This window comes from Pandoraea pneumonica, from assembly GCF_049918595.1.
GTDB classification, from domain to species: Bacteria; Pseudomonadota; Gammaproteobacteria; order Burkholderiales; family Burkholderiaceae; genus Pandoraea; species Pandoraea pneumonica_A.
The window spans coordinates 494,070-511,541 of the sequence record NZ_JBNCRZ010000002.1 but is presented as its reverse complement, the minus strand read 5'-3'; the positions used below and the strand labels follow the sequence as shown (position 1 = coordinate 511,541).

15 protein-coding genes and 1 pseudogene are annotated in these 17,472 nt (G+C 61.1%); 6 read left to right on the top strand and 10 right to left on the bottom strand.

The window, feature by feature from the left end; all coding sequences use genetic code 11:
* Window positions 1–430: 430 nt before the first annotated feature.
* Together ACPWR9_RS08890 and ACPWR9_RS08885 are read right to left on the bottom strand one after the other, a co-directional pair.
* Entirely contained in the window at window positions 431–2,335 is a 1,905-nt protein-coding gene (locus ACPWR9_RS08890; protein WP_426297290.1) for a DUF262 domain-containing protein, read from the bottom strand.
* Window positions 2,336–2,921: 586 nt separating this feature from the next.
* A pseudogene (locus ACPWR9_RS08885) lies at window positions 2,922–3,008 on the bottom strand (SUMF1/EgtB/PvdO family nonheme iron enzyme); the annotation flags it as partial.
* Window positions 3,009–3,192: 184 nt separating this feature from the next.
* Between ACPWR9_RS08885 and ACPWR9_RS08880 the strand changes: the two are divergent.
* Window positions 3,193–4,854, top strand: a complete 1,662-nt coding sequence (locus ACPWR9_RS08880; protein ID WP_426297291.1) for an ABC-F family ATP-binding cassette domain-containing protein — start codon at window positions 3,193–3,195, stop codon at window positions 4,852–4,854.
* On the opposite strand, the gene ACPWR9_RS08875 is transcribed toward ACPWR9_RS08880, so the two are convergent.
* The 4 genes from ACPWR9_RS08875 to ACPWR9_RS08860 all read right to left on the bottom strand — a co-directional run bounded on the left by ACPWR9_RS08875 (window position 4,844) and on the right by ACPWR9_RS08860 (window position 9,253).
* Window positions 4,844–5,995, bottom strand: a complete 1,152-nt coding sequence (locus ACPWR9_RS08875; RefSeq protein ID WP_426297292.1) for a formylglycine-generating enzyme family protein — start codon at window positions 5,993–5,995, stop codon at window positions 4,844–4,846. The genes ACPWR9_RS08880 and ACPWR9_RS08875 overlap by 11 nt on opposite strands.
* Window positions 5,992–7,713, bottom strand: coding sequence for an arylsulfatase (locus ACPWR9_RS08870; protein ID WP_426297293.1), 1,722 nt, complete (start codon window positions 7,711–7,713; stop codon window positions 5,992–5,994). The genes ACPWR9_RS08875 and ACPWR9_RS08870 overlap by 4 nt, the downstream gene beginning before the upstream one ends.
* A 13-nt stretch (window positions 7,714–7,726) precedes the next feature.
* Window positions 7,727–8,755 carry a porin gene (locus ACPWR9_RS08865; protein WP_426297294.1) on the bottom strand — a complete coding sequence of 343 codons (1,029 nt, stop codon included), beginning with the start codon at window positions 8,753–8,755 and terminating at the stop codon, window positions 7,727–7,729.
* Between the two features lie 171 nt (window positions 8,756–8,926).
* Window positions 8,927–9,253 carry a c-type cytochrome gene (locus ACPWR9_RS08860; RefSeq protein ID WP_426297295.1) on the bottom strand — a complete coding sequence of 109 codons (327 nt, stop codon included), beginning with the start codon at window positions 9,251–9,253 and terminating at the stop codon, window positions 8,927–8,929.
* 301 nt (window positions 9,254–9,554) lie between these two features.
* Between ACPWR9_RS08860 and ACPWR9_RS08855 the strand changes: the two genes are divergently transcribed.
* Window positions 9,555–10,094 (top strand): nucleotidyltransferase domain-containing protein, encoded by a 540-nt coding sequence (locus ACPWR9_RS08855; RefSeq protein WP_426297296.1) that lies wholly within the window; start codon window positions 9,555–9,557, stop codon window positions 10,092–10,094.
* A gap of 31 nt (window positions 10,095–10,125) precedes the next feature.
* Here ACPWR9_RS08855 and ACPWR9_RS08850 read toward each other — a convergent pair whose 3' ends face one another.
* Entirely contained in the window at window positions 10,126–10,506 is a 381-nt protein-coding gene (locus ACPWR9_RS08850) for a tautomerase family protein (RefSeq protein ID WP_426297297.1), read from the bottom strand.
* 93 nt (window positions 10,507–10,599) lie between these two features.
* Here ACPWR9_RS08850 and ACPWR9_RS08845 point away from each other — a divergent pair, with 93 nt between their 5' ends.
* Complete coding sequence (locus tag ACPWR9_RS08845; protein WP_426297298.1) at window positions 10,600–11,457, top strand: LysR family transcriptional regulator; 858 nt, start codon at window positions 10,600–10,602, stop codon at window positions 11,455–11,457.
* 108 nt (window positions 11,458–11,565) lie between these two features.
* On the top strand, window positions 11,566–12,300 hold the full coding sequence (locus ACPWR9_RS08840; protein WP_426297299.1) for a hypothetical protein: 735 nt from the start codon (window positions 11,566–11,568) through the stop codon (window positions 12,298–12,300).
* 20 nt (window positions 12,301–12,320) lie between these two features.
* Here ACPWR9_RS08840 and ACPWR9_RS08835 read toward each other — a convergent pair whose 3' ends face one another.
* Genes ACPWR9_RS08835 through ACPWR9_RS08825 form a run of 3 tightly spaced genes read right to left on the bottom strand, consistent with a single transcriptional unit; the run spans window position 12,321 to window position 14,925 of the window.
* Complete coding sequence (locus ACPWR9_RS08835; protein WP_426297300.1) at window positions 12,321–13,322, bottom strand: serine hydrolase domain-containing protein; 1,002 nt, start codon at window positions 13,320–13,322, stop codon at window positions 12,321–12,323.
* Between the two features lie 38 nt (window positions 13,323–13,360).
* Window positions 13,361–13,912: a GNAT family N-acetyltransferase gene (locus ACPWR9_RS08830; protein ID WP_426297301.1), complete on the bottom strand. Its 552-nt coding sequence runs from the start codon at window positions 13,910–13,912 to the stop codon at window positions 13,361–13,363.
* The gene (locus ACPWR9_RS08825) at window positions 13,909–14,925 is read right to left on the bottom strand and encodes a LysR family transcriptional regulator (RefSeq protein WP_150677733.1); all 1,017 of its coding nucleotides are present in this window, start codon (window positions 14,923–14,925) and stop codon (window positions 13,909–13,911) included. The genes ACPWR9_RS08830 and ACPWR9_RS08825 overlap by 4 nt, the downstream gene beginning before the upstream one ends.
* A gap of 241 nt (window positions 14,926–15,166) precedes the next feature.
* Between ACPWR9_RS08825 and ACPWR9_RS08820 the strand changes: the two genes are divergently transcribed.
* Complete coding sequence (locus tag ACPWR9_RS08820; RefSeq protein ID WP_426297302.1) at window positions 15,167–16,087, top strand: alpha/beta hydrolase; 921 nt, start codon at window positions 15,167–15,169, stop codon at window positions 16,085–16,087.
* 26 nt (window positions 16,088–16,113) lie between these two features.
* Window positions 16,114–17,463: an efflux RND transporter periplasmic adaptor subunit gene (locus ACPWR9_RS08815; protein ID WP_426297303.1), complete on the top strand. Its 1,350-nt coding sequence runs from the start codon at window positions 16,114–16,116 to the stop codon at window positions 17,461–17,463.
* The last annotated feature ends 9 nt before the right edge of the window (window positions 17,464–17,472 follow it).

Genomic DNA, 17,472 nt, shown 5'->3' with positions numbered 1-17,472 from the left:
TTGAAATCCCGACCGAGAATGAAATCAGATACGGCATTTCGGAGTGATCGGACACCCGACGGCTATACAGACGCACACCCCAACTCGCTTCCACAGCCGCCGAGAGATTCTTTTGCCCATTGCGTGGCCAGCCTCCGACCTCGAGTCGATCGCCTACCGTCAAGAATTTCGACTGACTACCATGAGGGGGCATCTACTCGTACCGTCGCTCGGACATCCGTGTGCCGACTTTACTAATGAACTGGGTATGCATTCCACGATATTGAAGTGTTGATTTTTGGCCTGCGCGGGTATCCTCCCGTCAAACGGCTACATCAATCCGTTGCATCCACCGGTTAGATCCGCTGGCACCGATCGGTTGTTGCCAGCGGACTTCCGGTTCAAGTTCGATGGATTATCCCTTCTCGCTAGACGTCTGCCCTGTCGTCACTTAAGTGTCCGCTCTGACAACCGTTTTTTGGCGAGCAACGTCAGGCCAAATCATCAAGAGATGTCCAAAAAGATGCTCAGTACGTTTAGCAATAGCCTGTTCATCCCACGAATCCGCATCGGCACCGTGGAAATACTGGCTCAAATTAAGCTTGTTAAACTTAAGTAGTTCCGGGCGCTTGACGCTCCACGCTGAATTCGACAGTGCGGGGTTGAGACTGCTCGTGATTAGCGTAAGATTCCCCAGCTTGTTCACCGCTTCCTGGCGAAGCGCCGTTGATTCTAGTTTCTTGACTGGATCTTCCTCTGAATCCGACGTTAGCGGCCAGTGCGTGCGCCACGACTGCGGCATGACGTGTTCGATGGTCAGGCCTGATGGGAGCGGGAGTGCTTCCGTCTTGGACGTGTGAGCGTACGCATCGAGTGCCTCCAGGACTGCGCGAACTTTGTACTGAGCCAAACGTCCGTATAAAGGCTGGCGGAATATGGCGACTCTCAACTCGTCGTTGTCGGGAAAACGGGTGCTATCACCCGTCCCCTTTCGCAACTGCGCTTCAACGCTTTCGCGCGATACGCCGCCCTCCTTCTCAACAGCCTTGATAAGATCAACGAATAGGCGGTTGTAGTTTTTAGGCGTGAGATTGCAAATCAACCTGCGCATCAGAAACGATTCGAGCACGGCGACCACGCGATCGAACTCGTCCCGCTGAGTCGGCATGAGCGCCGCGTAGGAGTACAGCAAAAACGGGAAAACGGTCGCAGTATCCACCGCCTCCAATCGCCGCATGAAGAGCGCGAGACGCTTGTGCTCCCCAGGGTTCAAGAACTTCTGGAAGATGCCGGAGAATCGTGCCAAGTGCTCTATGCTTGCAGCTGGGCTGTTTGAGCAGTCCCCCGGGGAAGTCGTCGACGACGCAGTGTCGTTCACGAAAGCCTTGAATGCCGTGAAAAGGTGTGCTGAGCGCACCTCCTCCCTTGTCATCATGGTCAGATAGTGGCTGATGAAGAGATCGATTCTTGGACGGCTCAGGCGTCCCTGTTTGATCACCTCGCGCCAAAACTCGGACTCAAAGCCCTGCCAGTATTTCGTGTTGAGCAGCTCAACATCCTCACCCCGGATTACCGCCTTTCGAAAAAGAAAATTCTTGATCAAGTCCGCCGGAAGTAGATCAGCGCCGCGAGCATTCAGTGTTTCGAAGATGACCTGTGTCTCGTCGTTTTTATCCAGATCGATCACAACCAACTGCAGGCACTCCTTGACGACATGCCAAAGCGTTTCGAGGCGCTGATCAATCGACTTTTCTCTCAGTGCACAAGTGTCATCAGCATCGTCCAGCGCCCCCGACAGCCATGCGCCCAAGCTCGAGTAAAAGTAGTTGTAAGCGTCGATAATCCGGTGACTTCCTCCAGCAAGGGTCGCCTCGTTGGACAATGATTCCCTCAACGCGTCAGGCGAGCTAGCTGCGTGAACGAGTCGGAACGCGGGACGATCGCTGTTCGTCGGCAAGACCTTGTAAAGCTCTTCATCGCGATCGATCTTGGATCTCTTGTTTTCGACCAGGTCCAAAAAACGCTCGTGATATTTATTGTTACCGCTGCGTGCCGAATGGTCCCTCGCCGTCATCAAAAAGATCTGCAAGGTGGTGAATCGCTGCTGCCCGTCGATTACCTGCCGGGTTTCAATTGACCCCGCCGAATTTGGCAGCTGTTCAAGGACGACTGCCCCCATGAAATGAGGGTGGACGACGCCACCACGCAGATGTCTCTCCAGGAGCGACTGAATGTCCTCCCAAAGGGGCTCCCAGTTATCTTTCAAATTCCACACATAAGGCCGCTGAAATAGTGGCACCTGGTATGTGACAGTCTGATCAAAAATGCGTTCGAGTTTGCGCGTATTAGCGTCCATGGTTCCCGGTTGTTCCGTTATATCTATCTGGCCGACGTAATTGTTTAAGTTTTTCTTTGCGCAATCTTATATCAACTCGTTCCGCACACTCCCCGTAGCGTCTTGAATTCGCTAGCGGATGAGTTCAAGCACTGCGTTCGAGCCCATATAAACGTGGCGCACTAATGTCAGTTTGTCACTTGCTGCGACAACCACCGACGACAGGCAATCGCTTCCTTCTAAGCTTCTATCTACGTTGTGTATACCTACGAATTATCGAATAACAGCACCGATGGCTTGGCGACCAAATTGACCGAGCGGGCATTACGGTGGCGTGACCTTACGCGGCAGTTCTGACTCGCAAGCCAAAATTCCTAGGAGCGGCGTGACAACATCCGCTTGAACAAGACATTACAGTTCCCGCGTGATCGAACGGACGCGCCATGCAACCGTAACCATTTCAATTACTAGTACCGGTCAAGGCCTGGTAGGTGCACCCGCGCAAGTGCTACCGAAGGTGTCCGCCCCCGCCGCACAGCTACATACCTGATAGCGAAAGGGATACGTTCATCAATGCACTGTCCGGAGTAGTTCGCGCAGCCCATTGATCCCGCGTCTTTTTATCGCCCCATGCGTAGTCGGCTCGCGTCAGTCCGCCGCGCGCCGCGACTTCCCACTCGGCCTCTGTCGGCAGACAGCAAGGAGCCGGTTCAGGACGACCCACCACCCTCGTCACCAACAAGGCATACCACCGATCGCTCGCTACATCGGGATCGGGCATCCCATAAGTTGCCGCAGATTGGCTCGCGTGGCGTAGAAGATTCCAGCCCTGCACGTCCGGTGGGCTATCATGCCAATCTTCTCCGCAGTTGGTCCTTATGATTTCCGTTCGCAATCTCACGCTGCGTCGCGGCGTAAACGTCGTGCTCGACAGCACGTCCGTCACCTTCACCCCAGGCGAAAAGATTGGCCTTGTCGGCCGCAACGGCGCAGGCAAGTCGTCCTTTTTCGGCCTTCTCAATGGCACGCTGCACGAAGATAGCGGCGAGTTCTCGATCCCCGCTTCGTGGAAGATGGGTCAGGTCGCGCAGGATATGCCCGAGACCGAGCAGGGAGCGACCGACTTCGTCGTCGAGGGTGACACCGTGTTGCTGGCCGCGTACGCCGAAGTCGCCGCAGCCGAGGCTAGCGACGACGGCATGCGCATGGCGCATGCGTATATGAATCTCCATGACGCCGGGGCACACGACGCTCCCGCCCGTGCCCAAGCGCTGATTCAGGGCCTTGGTTTCAGTGCCGCGCAACTCGATCAGCCGGTCAACAGCTTCTCCGGTGGCTGGCGCATGCGACTGCAACTGGCGCGCGCGCTCATGTGTCCGTCGGACCTGCTGCTGCTCGATGAACCGACGAACCACCTCGACATCGACGCACTGGTCTGGCTGGAGGGATGGCTCAAACGCTACCAGGGAACGCTGGTAGTGATCAGCCACGACCGCGAATTTCTCGACGCGGTGACGCAAGTGACCGTGCATGTCGACAATGCCAAGCTCGTGCGCTATGGCGGCAACTACAGCAAGTTCGAAGACATGCGCGCCGAGCAACTCGTCTTACAACAGGCAGCAATGGCCAAGCAGGTGGAAAAGATCGCTCACCTGCAAAAATTCATCGACCGTTTCAAGGCTCAGGCATCGAAGGCGAAACAGGCGCAGAGCCGCGTCAAGGCGCTCGAACGCATGGAAAAAGTGGCACCCGTGCTTGCCGAAGCGGAGTTCAACTTCGAGTTCAAGGAACCCCTCAACGTCCCGAACCCACTGTTGTCGATGCTGGACGCAAGTTTCGGCTACCCTGCCCCGAGCGACGCCCCGCCGGGCACGCCGCCCACGGTCATCGTGCAAGGCATCAGCCGCTCCGTGCTGGCCGGGCAGCGCATCGGCATTTTGGGTGCCAACGGCCAAGGCAAGTCCACGCTAGTGAAGACGGTGGCGCACGCGCTGACGCCGATTGCTGGCGAAATCAGCGAAGGCAAGGGTCTGAACATCGGCTACTTCGCGCAGCAGGAGCTTGACGTGCTGCGCCCGCTCGACACGCCGATGGAACACATGATTCGCCTCGCACGCGACACGCCGCCTCAGATGCGTGCCCCCGGCCAAAGTGGCACCGAACAATCGCTGCGCACCTTCCTCGGTACGTTCAACTTTAGCGGCGACATGGTGCACCAAAAGGTGGGCACGATGAGCGGCGGCGAAAAGGCGAGACTCGTGTTGTGCATGATCGTGTGGCAGCGTCCTAACCTGCTGCTGCTTGACGAGCCCACCAACCACCTCGACCTGGCCACCCGCGAGGCGCTGGCCGTGGCGCTCAACGAGTTCGAAGGCACGGTGATGCTGGTCAGCCACGACCGCGCTCTGCTGCGTGCCGTATGTGATGAGTTCTGGCTGGTCACGAACGGCGGCGTCGAACCCTTCGACGGCGATCTGGACGATTACCAACAGTTCCTGCGCGACGAAGCGCGTCGAATGCGCGAGCAGGTCAGCGCATAACGGAAGGCCGTTCGTGCTTATCAACCGCACGCGCGGCCCATTGCTCGGGCGTCATCACCAATCGAAAACCAATGTGCGACATCGGATTGAGCGGATCAGTGCCGCGCCGTGCGCTCGTGCGGTAGCCGCTGCAATAGGTCTCGGTGCAAAGGAATGAGCCGCCGCGTGTGACGCGTTTCGGCGCATTGGGCGGCGTCGATCCATCGTCGGGGTCGAAGCTTTCGAGCGGACCGCGAGGGTCGACGATACGGCCGCCGCGTTTGGCCTGCATCGAGAAGTAGTCAGCACCGTACCAATCCGCCACCCACTGCCACACGTTGCCTGCCATGTCGTAAAGCCCGTAACCATTCGGCGCAAAGCTGCCCACGGGGCGCGTGCCTACCTCGATTTTCGTGGTGCTAGTCACGGGAAACGGCTGCTTATCGTCATCCCAGATGTTGGCCATCGGTTTTCCGTCCGGCGTCTTTTTGTCGCCCCATGCGTAATCGGCCTGTGCCAGTCCGCCACGCGCCGCGACTTCCCACTCTGCCTCTGTCGGCAGACGCTTCCCCACCCACGCGGCATACGCCAGCGCATCGTCGTAAGACACCTGCACCACGGGATGATCGGCTTTGCCCGTCAGATCGCTGCGCGGCCCTTGCGGATGCCGCCAATTCGCGCCGGGCACGAAGCGCCACCAACGCGTTGCATCCTGTAGCGAAACCTGCCGATCCGTTCCGACGAATACCATCGCGCCCGGGACAAGCGTGCTCGCAGGCGGCTCGGGTGTGCCCGGTGGCAATTGCACCTTCAGGTCGTCCCAACGCGGCGCACGCTCGGCGGTCGTCACGTAACCGGTCGCGGCGACGAATCGCTCGAACTCCGCATTGGTCACGTCGTGCACATCCATCCAAAATCCGTTGACCTTCACGTCATGCGCTGGCCGCTCGTTACGCTGAGCGAGCCGACTGTCGGTCCCCATGACAAAACGCTGCCCCGGAATCCACGCCATGCGCGCCGGGCCATCGCGGCCATCGCCAATGCGTGAGACCACTGCGCCGGTTGGCGGCGTGTCGCCACGCGCCGACAACCACCCTCCCACACCGGCGGTCAGCAGCACACCGACGAGCGGCGCCAGCCACGCCACATTGATCGCCCTCACTCCGACAAGCCCGGTGCCAGCACCACACCGACGCGTGTCATGTACTCGCGCCATCCCTGCTTCAGGCGGGTCACAACGTCGGGATTTGCTGCGCTGACGTCACTCGTCTCGCCACGATCCGCCGCCATGTCGTAGAGCTTCCAATCGGGCGGTCCGGACACGGGATGCGGCCCTTGCTTGAGCTGCACCGACAACAATTTCCAGCGGTTATCGCGGATGTACCGGTTACCGGCAAACTCCTCGCCGACCAACGCGTCGTCGGGCAAATGCGTGGCCTTGGTACCAGTTAGCAACGGTAGCAACGAAGTGCCCGTCATCGGATTGACCGTCTCGCCGCGATAGCGACCGCCAGGGTTAGCAACACCCGCCAACTGAAGGAACGTCGGTGCGAGATCGAGTACCGAGGTCAGTTGCGAGGCCTGCCCTTGCGCGTCGTGCTGCCTTGGCATCCGCACAATCGCGGGCACGCTCACGCCCCCTTCCGCCGGATAACCCTTGAACAACCGGAACGGCGTCGCACTGACTTCGGCCCAGCGTGTGCCCAACGCAATGTTGGAACGGCGGCGGCCCATGTTCGCGTAACTGTTGTCGTTATCGGGGCCGTCGGGATAGAACACATCCACGCGCTCCCCCGACGGGCCGTTATCCGACGCGAAGAACACGAAGGTGTTGTCGTATTGGCCAGAAGCTTTGAGGTAGTCGATGAGCCGCCCGATATTGGCATCGAGACTCTCGACCATCGCGGCGTACACCTCCATCTTCCGGGCTTCGACCTTGCGTTGATCGGGCGTCAATTGCTCCCACGCAGGGTTCGCCGGTGACACAGGCAATTGCGCGGCCGGTTTGAAATCGCGCGGCACGATGCCCAAGGCTTTCTGCCGCGCAAGGCGCTCGTTGCGAATGACGTCGTACCCGGCGTCATAACGGCCGCGATAGTGATCGATAGTGTCGTCCGGCGCTTGCAGCGGCCAATGCGGCGCGGTGTAGGCGGCATAGGCAAAGAACGGCTTACCGTCAGCACGATTGCGTTCGATGTAATTGATCAGCTTGTCGGTGTAGCCGGTGCTCGAATAGAAATTCTCAGGCAGGCGCACGATGGAACCGTTCTCACGATACGACGCACGATCAGCCGAAGTGATCTTGCCCGGTGTCGGCCCGAAATGCGCCGCGCCGCCTTGCAACAGGACGAACGACGATTCGAAACCGCGCGCCTGCGGGCTTTGTCCCGGCGTGAGTCCGAGATGCCACTTGCCGACCATGTACGTGTGATAACCGCCGTCGCGCAACAGACTGGCAATCGAGAGCGAACGCTCGTTGAGATAGCCCTCGTATCCCGGCTGTCCGACCTGATAGATCTGCAACGTCTCGGCCATCGTGCCCAGTCCGGACAGATGGTGATCGGCCCCCGAGAGCAACATGGCGCGCGTGGGCGAGCAACTGGGCGCGACGTGGAAGTTCGTCAGAATCCGGCCCGACGCGATGAGCGCGTCCAGATTCGGCGTGCGGATTTCTCCACCGAATGCACCGACATCGGAATACCCGAGATCGTCGGCGAGGATCATCAGGATATTCGGGCGCTGCGCCGGAGCGGCCCATGCGTTCGCGCTCAGGCATGCGGCGACGGCATACGGTAGCCATTTGAGCGCCTTGATCGCCTTCTGCGCAGCAGGTGCCGCCATGCGCACCGTCCGACCGCAAGCGGTCATTGAATCGTTCATGGTTAAGCTCCCCTCAGAAGGCATGACTGATGCCCAACGCCACGGCGCTCGTGTTTTCACCGGGCAGCGGGGTCATATCGAATGCCAGCGCGTATCTGCTGTTGCCGCGATTGTTGATGCGCGCATAGCTTGCATAGAGTCGCGTGCGCTTCGAGAGGCTGTGCTCGATACCGACATACAGCCCGGTCGCGTCCCCGTTCGAGCCGCCGCTCTCGTTGCGATTGACCAGCGACACCACCAGTTCGTCGGCGGCGGTGAATTGATAACGCCCGCCGAGCTGCCAGTCGAAGCCCTGCTGCGACGGCTTGCCCGACGTGTAGATGCCGGAGTAGCGGTGTACAGCGGCAGTGATCTTGTATTGCCCGTGAATCCAGTATTCGCCGACGAGCCACACGTCCTGCATGCTTTCGCCGGGCTTGGCGTTATTGAAGTTGTCGTAGACCAGCGACGCGAACCATGGCCCCGTCGAATAGCGCAGCCCGGTACTGGTGCCCTGCCCGCTGGTTTTCCGCTCGCCGGTCTGAAGGTTTTCGCCCTGCTTGCCCAGCGACAGCGACGAGATCACCTGAAAGCCATTCCATTTCGGCGTCTCATACTTGACGGTGTTGTTCTCGAGCCAGCGCTCGTACGACGCGATGACGTTAGTGATGACGCTGTAGTTGCCGGTGTACGTCGGGTCGATACGGCCGTACGTGGTCGCCGATGTCACACGCATACGCCCGAGCAACAGTCGACCGAAATCACCCTTGAGCGCAACGTACGTGTCACGTGCCGGTGGCACCGGCTGCGTGCCGTTATTCACACGAAAACGCCATTCGAGCACCGCTTGCGCTTCGAGCGTGTCGGTAATTTTTTCGACATCGCGAAAGACGAAGCGCGACGTTTGGAGACCACCGCTTTGCATGCGAGGCGTGGTCTGGTTTTGGGCGCGGATGGTTTCGAAGTAGCTGTCGACGACGCCGGACAACGTCGGTCCGGTTTGCGCGAAAGACGCGCCGGAACAATGCGCGAGCACCAGCGCAGTGCAGGCTTTCTTGTACATGTCTCCTCCTGTGCGAGCGCCGCCTCGTTGGGGTGTGGGCAGCGTCAGGACAAGGTGGTCCCGGGGCCCGGCAACGTGTGCGGGGTCCGGAGCGTTGTTCGTTCGTGTGGGGGACTGCTGGGGGATGCGGGGGCAGCGCGGGGTGGTACTGATTAGCGCACCCGCAAAGGACTACTTGTTGAGACTCATGACCCACGCGGCAAAACGATCGGCCTCACCTTCGGCGAGTGCGTTCGGCGGCATGGGGATCGAGCCCCATTTGCCTTGGCTGCCTTCGAGAATGCTTTTCTTGATCTTCGCCAGCGCCGCCGGATCGTCGCGATACGACGCAGCAATAGCGCGAAACGCAGGGCCCACCTTCTTGTCGTTCATGTCGTGGCAGGCACGGCAAGTCTGCTCGCTCGCCGAAGGCGCAGCGGTTGCCGTATTCGTCAGCACGCCGAACATGCCGGACGCGCTCAGCGTGAGTGCAACGCTGAAGACAGCGCGGAATTTCATGGTGAACCCCTCAAAAAATGCGATCCCCCCGACAGCGGGACCGCTGAACTGTGACTTTTTTATGTATACGTATCGTTACAAAAGAATACATTGTAAAAAAATAAAATACATATCACTCTTTCGGGATGCACATCATCGATTGGTTATAGCTGGGGGTTCCGCTTTTCGGGATCTCGGGCAAGATGCGGGATCTGCCATTTCTGCTGCCCACGCGATGCCCGCTCTCCCCCCAGTTGCCCCAATTCCTCCCTTCCCTGACGACGCCTGGAACGCATGGACACCCAACGAGCTCGCGCAGCGATTGGGCGAGACGTCAGCTGACTGGTACGTCGTAGGGGGATGGGCGCTAGATCTGTGGCACGGCACGCAGACGCGTGAACATGAAGATCTGGAGTTTTCCGTGCTGCCAGAAGACGTGAGTCACTTCCGGGACACGCTGGCGGAGTTGGTGTTCTTCACGGTGCGTGATGGCGTGGTCGAGCACCTGCCTGCGTCGGAGTCTCCGGCGGCAGACATCACACAGTTGTGGGGCGGGGATTTGACTGAGCGGTGCTGGCGCGTCGACATGATGGTCGAGACGCAGGGGACGCGCGACACGTGGGTGTATAAGCGCGCGCCGGAGCTACGGCGTGCACGTGTCGAGATGATCCGAAAAACCGGCGACGGCGTGCCCTATCTGTGCCCGGCGGCGGTGTTGCTCTTCAAAGCGAAGCACCGCCGCGAGAAAGACGAACGCGATTTTCGTCTCGCGCGGCCCAAGTTGCAGCCGTCCGAGAGAGACGATCTGCGGCATTGGCTAACCACACTGCATCCCGGACATGACTGGCTTCAGGCGCTGTAAAGCGCACTCGCCTGCGCAAGGTCTGCGGGCGTCAGGCGTACTGCGCAAGTCCGTTGCCGAACGACCAGTTTTCCTTGGCGACTTCGACAAGACTGATAAACACATCGTCAGGCCGCACACCGGGGCGCTCCCCTAGCAAGTCGACCAAGCGTCGGTAGAACGCCTTCTTCTGATCTAGCGTTCGCGTGTTGTTGGCGGTGATCTGGATAAACATCACGTCGTCGCTGCGCGATACGCCCTGATAGGTCGGGTCGTAGCGGAAGTTGGCGGCGTCATGCTCCCTGATGGTCATGAACTGATCGTTCTCGGGCACATTGAACGTTTCGCGCATGGCCTGATAGACGCTATCGAAAATCGCCTGACGGTACGCTTCCGGCTTTCCTGCACGCAGAGAGATGCTGACGAGTGGCATGGCTTGGCTCCTGTGGAAATGAGCAGTGGGAACAACGTCAGGTTATCTATTTTGATATGCTATCGCCAATTATTTCACTGATAAGCATTGAATATGATTGGACGCCCGCTGGACCTCGATGCTGTCGACGCATTCGTGCGCATTGCCGAGTTCGGCAGTTTCACGCGCGCCGCTGAAGCGATGCTGACCACGCAGGCCGCCGTGAGCCTCAAGCTCAAACGGCTGGAGGATCGGCTCGGCTTTCGTCTGTTCGAGCGCACGCCTCGGTACGTTGAGCTCTCCGTGCAAGGCGCGGCGTTTCTGGAGCATGCGCGTGAATTGCTCAAGGTGCACGACCGGGCGCTCTCGTCGGTCGCGGGCACGCGTCAGCGTCTCACCATCGGTATTAGCGACCACGTCGCGGGACCGGAACTACCCGCGCTCATCGCGCGGATGAATGCGCAAGACCCGAAGCAGGTGATCGAGATTCGCATCGGGTCGTCCTGCGACTTGCTTCAGAGCTTTGACCGCCGCGAATTTGACACCGTGATCGTGCGCCTGCATGACGGACGTAGTGACGGCGAAGTGCTGGCGGAAGAGAAATTCGGCTGGTTTGCGGCACCGGGTTGGCAGCATCGCAGCGATGAGCCACTGCCAGTGGCGACACTGGCCGAGCCGTGCGGTGTGCGCGTGATGGCTGGCAAGATGCTGGATGCCGCCGGCGTGCCTTGGACGGAGATATTCGTGGGTGGTGGTGTGGCCGCCGTCTCCGCGGCCGTCATGGCCGGATTGGGCGTAGCCGCGTTGGCACCGCGCATGCTTCCGTTCGGTGCGATCGATGTCGGCCCACGCCTCGGGTTACCCGATTTGCCGCGCTTACCGGTGCTGCTGCACACGCGCATCAAAGATGGCCCTGCCCGCGAAACCATCGCTGCGCTATCGGCCGCATTCCGCGCGGCGGTAAGAGGCTAGGGCTAGGGCTAGGGCTAGAGCTAGCGTCTCTCGCCTGCCAGTATTCGTGGATAGCGCGCACCAGTAGAATGAGCCACCTTTCTCACGTCGCCCCTCGCCCGCCGCCCTATGCGAACCCTCCTTGCCTCTGCCCTGCTCTGCGCGCCGCTGCTCGCGCACGCCGATTGCCAAGACAACTTCAAGGCATGGGCGCAGACGTTGCAACCCGGCCGCGCGGTCGATACCGATGTGGCGGCATGTAAGGTCTGGCCCGCGAATCCCGCGCAAACACTAGCGGTCCTGCCACTGCCGCAAAAGGGCAGCACGGATGACGACAAGGTCTATGACGTGGAAGTGCTGGTGGCCGACAGCCAGACGGGCAAGATCATTGCGCACAATTTCGAATCGTCGGCGATCACGTCGGATGCCGTGCAACTGCGCAGCCTCACGCTCGACACAGCCCCTTGGCGACTCACGCCACAGGTACTCGCCTTTGGCGTTCGCGCGACCTATGAAGGGTCGTCGCGCGTGAATCCGTACTCACAAACAACGCTCAGCTTGTATGTCGTCGATGGCGGAAAGCTGCGCAAGGTCGTCAACAATCTGTCGACGCAGCAAGGCGGCGGCGAGTGGGATGGCAACTGTGCGGGCAGCTTCTCCGACACGTCGCGCACCGTCTCCGTCGGCCCGGCAGGGAAAGCCGGTTACGCCAAATTGATCGTCAGCGAGAAGACCGTCACCACGACGAACAAGCCCTCGCGTAACGACTGCGCGAGCAAAGAAAGCACGGCCAAAAGCGCCAACGTCACGCTTGAGTACGACGGCGCGCAGTACAGCATTCCGAAAGCGCTCTCCGGCAGTTGATTCCTCCGCGTCGCGCAGCATCACAACTGCCCGATGTTCAGCCACCTGATACTCGGATGATCGCCGGGCACCGTCAGTGGCACGACGGTATGCGCGAGACGCAAGCCTCGCGCGGCATTTGCGAACCAGACGACGGCGTCTTGCGTCTCGCGATTCGCTAACACCACCGCGCGAAACCCCGGGCTGTTCCCCCAGTGGAAGACGCATCCCTGATCGATCTCGATGCCCCAGCCCAATCCCCAGCCGACCGCCGGATCGATGGGGAATTCGCCTCGCAAATCCTCGACCTCGACTTGCCGCGTGTTGACCCTCGGCACATACCACGCCATGTGACTCGTGTCGGACAACCCACGCCCAGCGAGCGCCGCCTGAACAAACGCGATGTAGTCGGAGGCTGTCGTGAGCAGCGACCACGATGCCTGCGCCTCGGTCAACCGACGTTTCAGCGCAGGCGTACCGTCCAACTCACGCCCTTGCGCGTGATTGTCGGCAAAGCGATCTTGCCAATGCAGGCTTGAGCGCTGCATGCCGAACGGCTCGAACACGCGGCGGCGTGCGAGCGCTTCCAGCGATGCGCCACTCACCGCCTCCATCGCCCGTTGAAGCCATGCGAACGCACTGCTGCCATAGCTGAAGCGCTCGCCGGGTGCGAAGTAAGTACGAAGCGGCGCCTCGTTACGAACGATGTTCGGTAAGCCGCTGGTGTGGGTGAGAACGTGGAATGCCGTGATGCGGTGTGAGCGTGGATCTTGCGGGACGTATTCGCCGCAGATATCGACGAGGGGGCGATGCAAATCCAGTCGCCCCTCGTCGACCAATTGCAGGGCAATGAAGGCAACGAGCGGCTTAGTAAGGGAGGCGGCTTCGAACACCGTCTGCGCATCGACGGCGGCACCGTCGTGCGCGCCACGAATCCCTGCATAGCACTCGATGTGCCGCTCGCCTGCGCGCAAGGTCGCTAACGAGACGCCCGGGATCGCTCCGTCCGATGTGACCTGCGCAAGAAATTTGTCGAGATCCATCGGCGGCACCACGGTGAAGACTGTCGGGGAAAGTGATTCTACAGAATGCGCCGCATGGCGCAGCGCCGGTCTTCCGGCAAACCGCCCTCCACTTCGTCCGCCAAGACTTGCTTGAGCCTTGCGCTCAATTCGGTCGACGGGATTGTCGCGAACCCTAGACGTTCGTAAAACGGCCCGTTCCAAGGCACGTCGCGGAACGTCGTGAGGGTGAGCGCCGCTAGTCCCGTGCGTGTCGCATAGTCGCCCGCCGCTGCCATCAACGCCCGACCAAGACCACGCCCTTGCCAGTCACGATGCACCGACATTTCCCACACATGGAGTTCGTCGCCCACGACTTCGGCATCGAGAAAACCGACCGGCGTATCGTTTTCGTCGACGCCGACCCACGCCGCGCCCTTCTCGATAAACGCCCGATGACGCTCGACCGGCATGCCCTCACCGTCCGCGAGCCACGCAAGCTCAGGAAACCGACGGAATATCTGTCCCGCGTCGCGGTCGATGAAGGGCAGCGCCTCGGCGTCGGCGATCGTCGCCGGGCGTACCTTCACTGCTGTGATTGGCGACGCCGACGGCGTCGCCGACAACGTCAAACCACCACCTCTTGCGGCGCCATTTCAGTGCCGTACGACGTTGCCCAACGGACATCCGCATCGGGTGCCGCCACCGTCGGTTTGCACACGCCAGCCGTCTCGTCGAGCCCTTGCAGCAGCGGGCAGCGCTCAAACAGTTCAGCGATGAAGTCGACAAATACCCGCACCTTGGGCGACAAATGACGATTATGCGGATAGACCGCCGAAATCGGCATGGGTGGCGGTTTCCATTGATGGAGAATCTCGACCAGTTGCCCAGATTGCAGATACGGCAGCGCCATGAAGCGCGCCAACTGCACCGTTCCGAAGCCCGACAATCCCAGTTGCAGATACGCCTCGGCATCGTTCACCGCGACCGAACCTTGCATTTGGACGTCGACTTCCTTGCCATCGACGAGAAACTGCTCGTCCATGACCCGGCCTGTGCGGCTCGAGAAGTAATGCACGGCTGTGTGCCGTTGCAGATCCTCCAGCGTATGCGGCATGCCCATGCGTTCGAGATACGTCGGCGACGCACACGTCACACTCTGGAACAGCCCCACGCGTCGCGCCACCAGACTCGAATCCTGCAACGTGCCCACGCGCAGCACGCAGTCCACCCCTTCCTGAATCAGATCGACGGGCTTGTCGCCCATGCCGACCATCAATTCGATTTCGGGATAGCGGTCGTGAAATTCGCACAGCGCCGGTAGCACCACGAGCTTGCCGAGCGAGCCCGGCATGTCGACGCGCAACTTGCCACGCACGCGCTGGCTGCTCTCCCGGAACGACGATTCCGTCTCCTCAATGTCCGCCAGAATGCGCAGACAGCGCTCGTAGTACGCCGCGCCGTCGGGGGTGAGGTTAAGCCGCCGGGTCGTGCGCTGCAACAGCCGCGTGCCCAGATGCGCCTCGAGATTTTGGATGATGGTGGTCACGGAAGTGCGCGGCATGCCGAGATTGTCGGCGGCGCGCGAGAAGCTGTTCGCCTCGACCACCCGCGTGAAGACCTGCATCGCTTGCAAGCGATCCATGATGTTTTCCCCAGTGAAAACGCTGTTGCACTGGTCAAGCCGACGTTTTCACGCCAATCGCAAAAATATAAGCATATTGGTCGGCGGCATAAGCCAATAACCACAAGGCGGGCGCCGATTAGTCGAACTGACCGAACAGTGTTGCCAAATTATAGGCGTTTATCCCAATGTGCGTGGCCTCTAGACTTCGCTCCATCGAAAGTCACCAGAGGGGCGTCGCTCACGCGACCCCGAAGCCAATATGTCTGCTAACGCCAAGTCGCAATCGGGCCACGCCAGCCAAACCAGCGACGGACTGCGCATCGAAGATGTCAGCATTGCCGGCCATGTCGGCCCGCTGACGCTGCGCCTGTACCGTCCGGTGGCGAAGCCCGGGAAGTCGGCGAAAGCTGCCAAAGATAGCCATCCCGCCCAGACGGGCGAGGCCGGCGTTGTCGTGCCGCTCGAAGCGCACCTGCCCACCGTGTTGTATTTCCACGGCGGCGGCTTCTGCACGGGCACGCTCGACGACGGCGACGCCGCCGCCCGTTACCTCGCCACGCACGTGCCTGCGCTGGTGGTGTCGGTCGCCTACTCGCTGGCCCCCGAATTCCCGTTCCCCGCCGCGCCGGAAGACGCTTGGTGCGCCGCCCTCTGGGTGCAACGCCACGCCCGCCGCTATGGCGCCAGCCCGCGCCGTCTGGCGGTGGCCGGTCACGACTCGGGCGGCAACATCGCCACGTCGCTCACGATGATTGCCCGCGACCGCGGTGAAGTCACGATCTCGGCGCAAGCCCTGCTCGCCCCGCTGCTCGACCCGAGCATGACGCGGCTGGCCAATGCCCGCACGCCCAGCGACATCGAAGCCAGCGAATGCGCCAAGTGCTATCGCGCTTATCTGCCGCATGCCACGCAGCGCTTGCATCCGTATGCCGCACCGCTCGAATCGCGTCGTCTGGGGGGGTTGCCGCCCACGCTGATCGCCTCTGCCGAACACGACCTGCTCCACGTCGAAGCTGAAAAATACGCTGCCGAACTCATCGCGGCCGGCGTGCCGACGCAAGTCACGCGCCATTTGAGCGCGTCCCATCACGGCCTGGCCGCCTTGCCCGCTGCATTGCGCGAGGTAGCCGCCTTCCTGACACGCCGGCTGGCACCGCCTGCCGCTGGCTCTACCCAGTGAGTCCATCCGTTCCGGAGATTTGAATAATGACCACCCTCGCTCGCAAACCCGTCATCATCGCCGCCGCCGCTACGCTGGCGCTCGTGGCTCTCGGCACGCTCACTGTCGTGCGTGTCGATGCCAGCACGCCGCCGGCCGCCCAAGTCATGCCGACTGTCGAAGTCGACGTTGCCAACGTGATCTCGCGCACGGTGACCGACTGGCAAAGCTACTCCGGCCGGCTCGACGCAGTCGATCGCGTCGATATCAAGCCGCTCGTGTCAGGCACCATCACCGCCGTTCATTTCAAGGACGGTCAGCTCGTGAAGAAGGGCGACGCGCTCTTCACCATCGACCCGCGCCCGTATGCGGCGGAAGTCGATCGCGCCGAAGCGCAACTGGCTTCGGCACAAGCGCGCGACGTCTTCACCAGCACCGATCTCGCTCGCGCTAACCGACTGATCGCGGATAACGCCATCGCGAAGAAGGACTTCGATCAGAAGGAAAACGCCGCACGTGAAGCCGTCGCCAACGTGAAGGCCGCGCGCGCTGCGCTCGAAACCGCACGCATCAATCTCGGTTACACGCAGATCGTGGCACCGGTGGCCGGACGCGTCTCGCGTGCGGAAATCACCGTGGGCAACACCGTGTCGGCAGGTGCGCAATCGCCTGCGCTGACCACCGTGGTGTCGGTCTCGCCGATCTACGCCTCGTTCGATGTGGATGAGCAGACGTACCTGCGCTACCTCTCGCGCGACACGGCCAAAACGAGCAGCGTGCCGGTCGATCTCGGTCTCGCCAACGAGTCTGGCTTCTCGCGTAAGGGCACGGTGTACTCGGTCGATAACCGCTTCGACACCACGTCGGGCACGATCCGCGTGCGCGCTCGCTTCGACAACGCCGATGGCGCACTCGTCCCGGGCCTGTATGCACGCATTCGCGTCGGTGGCGGCGAGCCGCACCCGGCCCTGCTCGTGGACGAAGCCGCCGTCGGCACCGACCAGAGCAAGAAGTTCGTGCTCGTGGTCGACAACGCCAACAAGGTGCAGTACCGCGACGTGCAATTGGGCGAGCGCCATGGCGGGCTCGTCGAGATTGCCGGTGGCCTGAAGGAAGGCGAGCGCATTGTCGTCAACGGTCTGCAACGCGTGCGCCCGGGTGACCCGGTCACGCCGAAGGCCGTGAAGATGGCAGGCGACACCGGCGACGCACACGACATCGTGGCCCCGGCACTGGCCGCCAACCCCGCGAGCGCAGTGAATGCCGCCCCGCAGACGACTTCGCAGAACGACGCAAAAGCCCCGGCGAAGGCCGCAGCCGCGAATTCAGCCGCGCATTCAGCCGCTCAACCGGCCGCTAAATCGGCTTCGGCCGACACGACGGCGAAGCGCTCGTAATGCGGACCA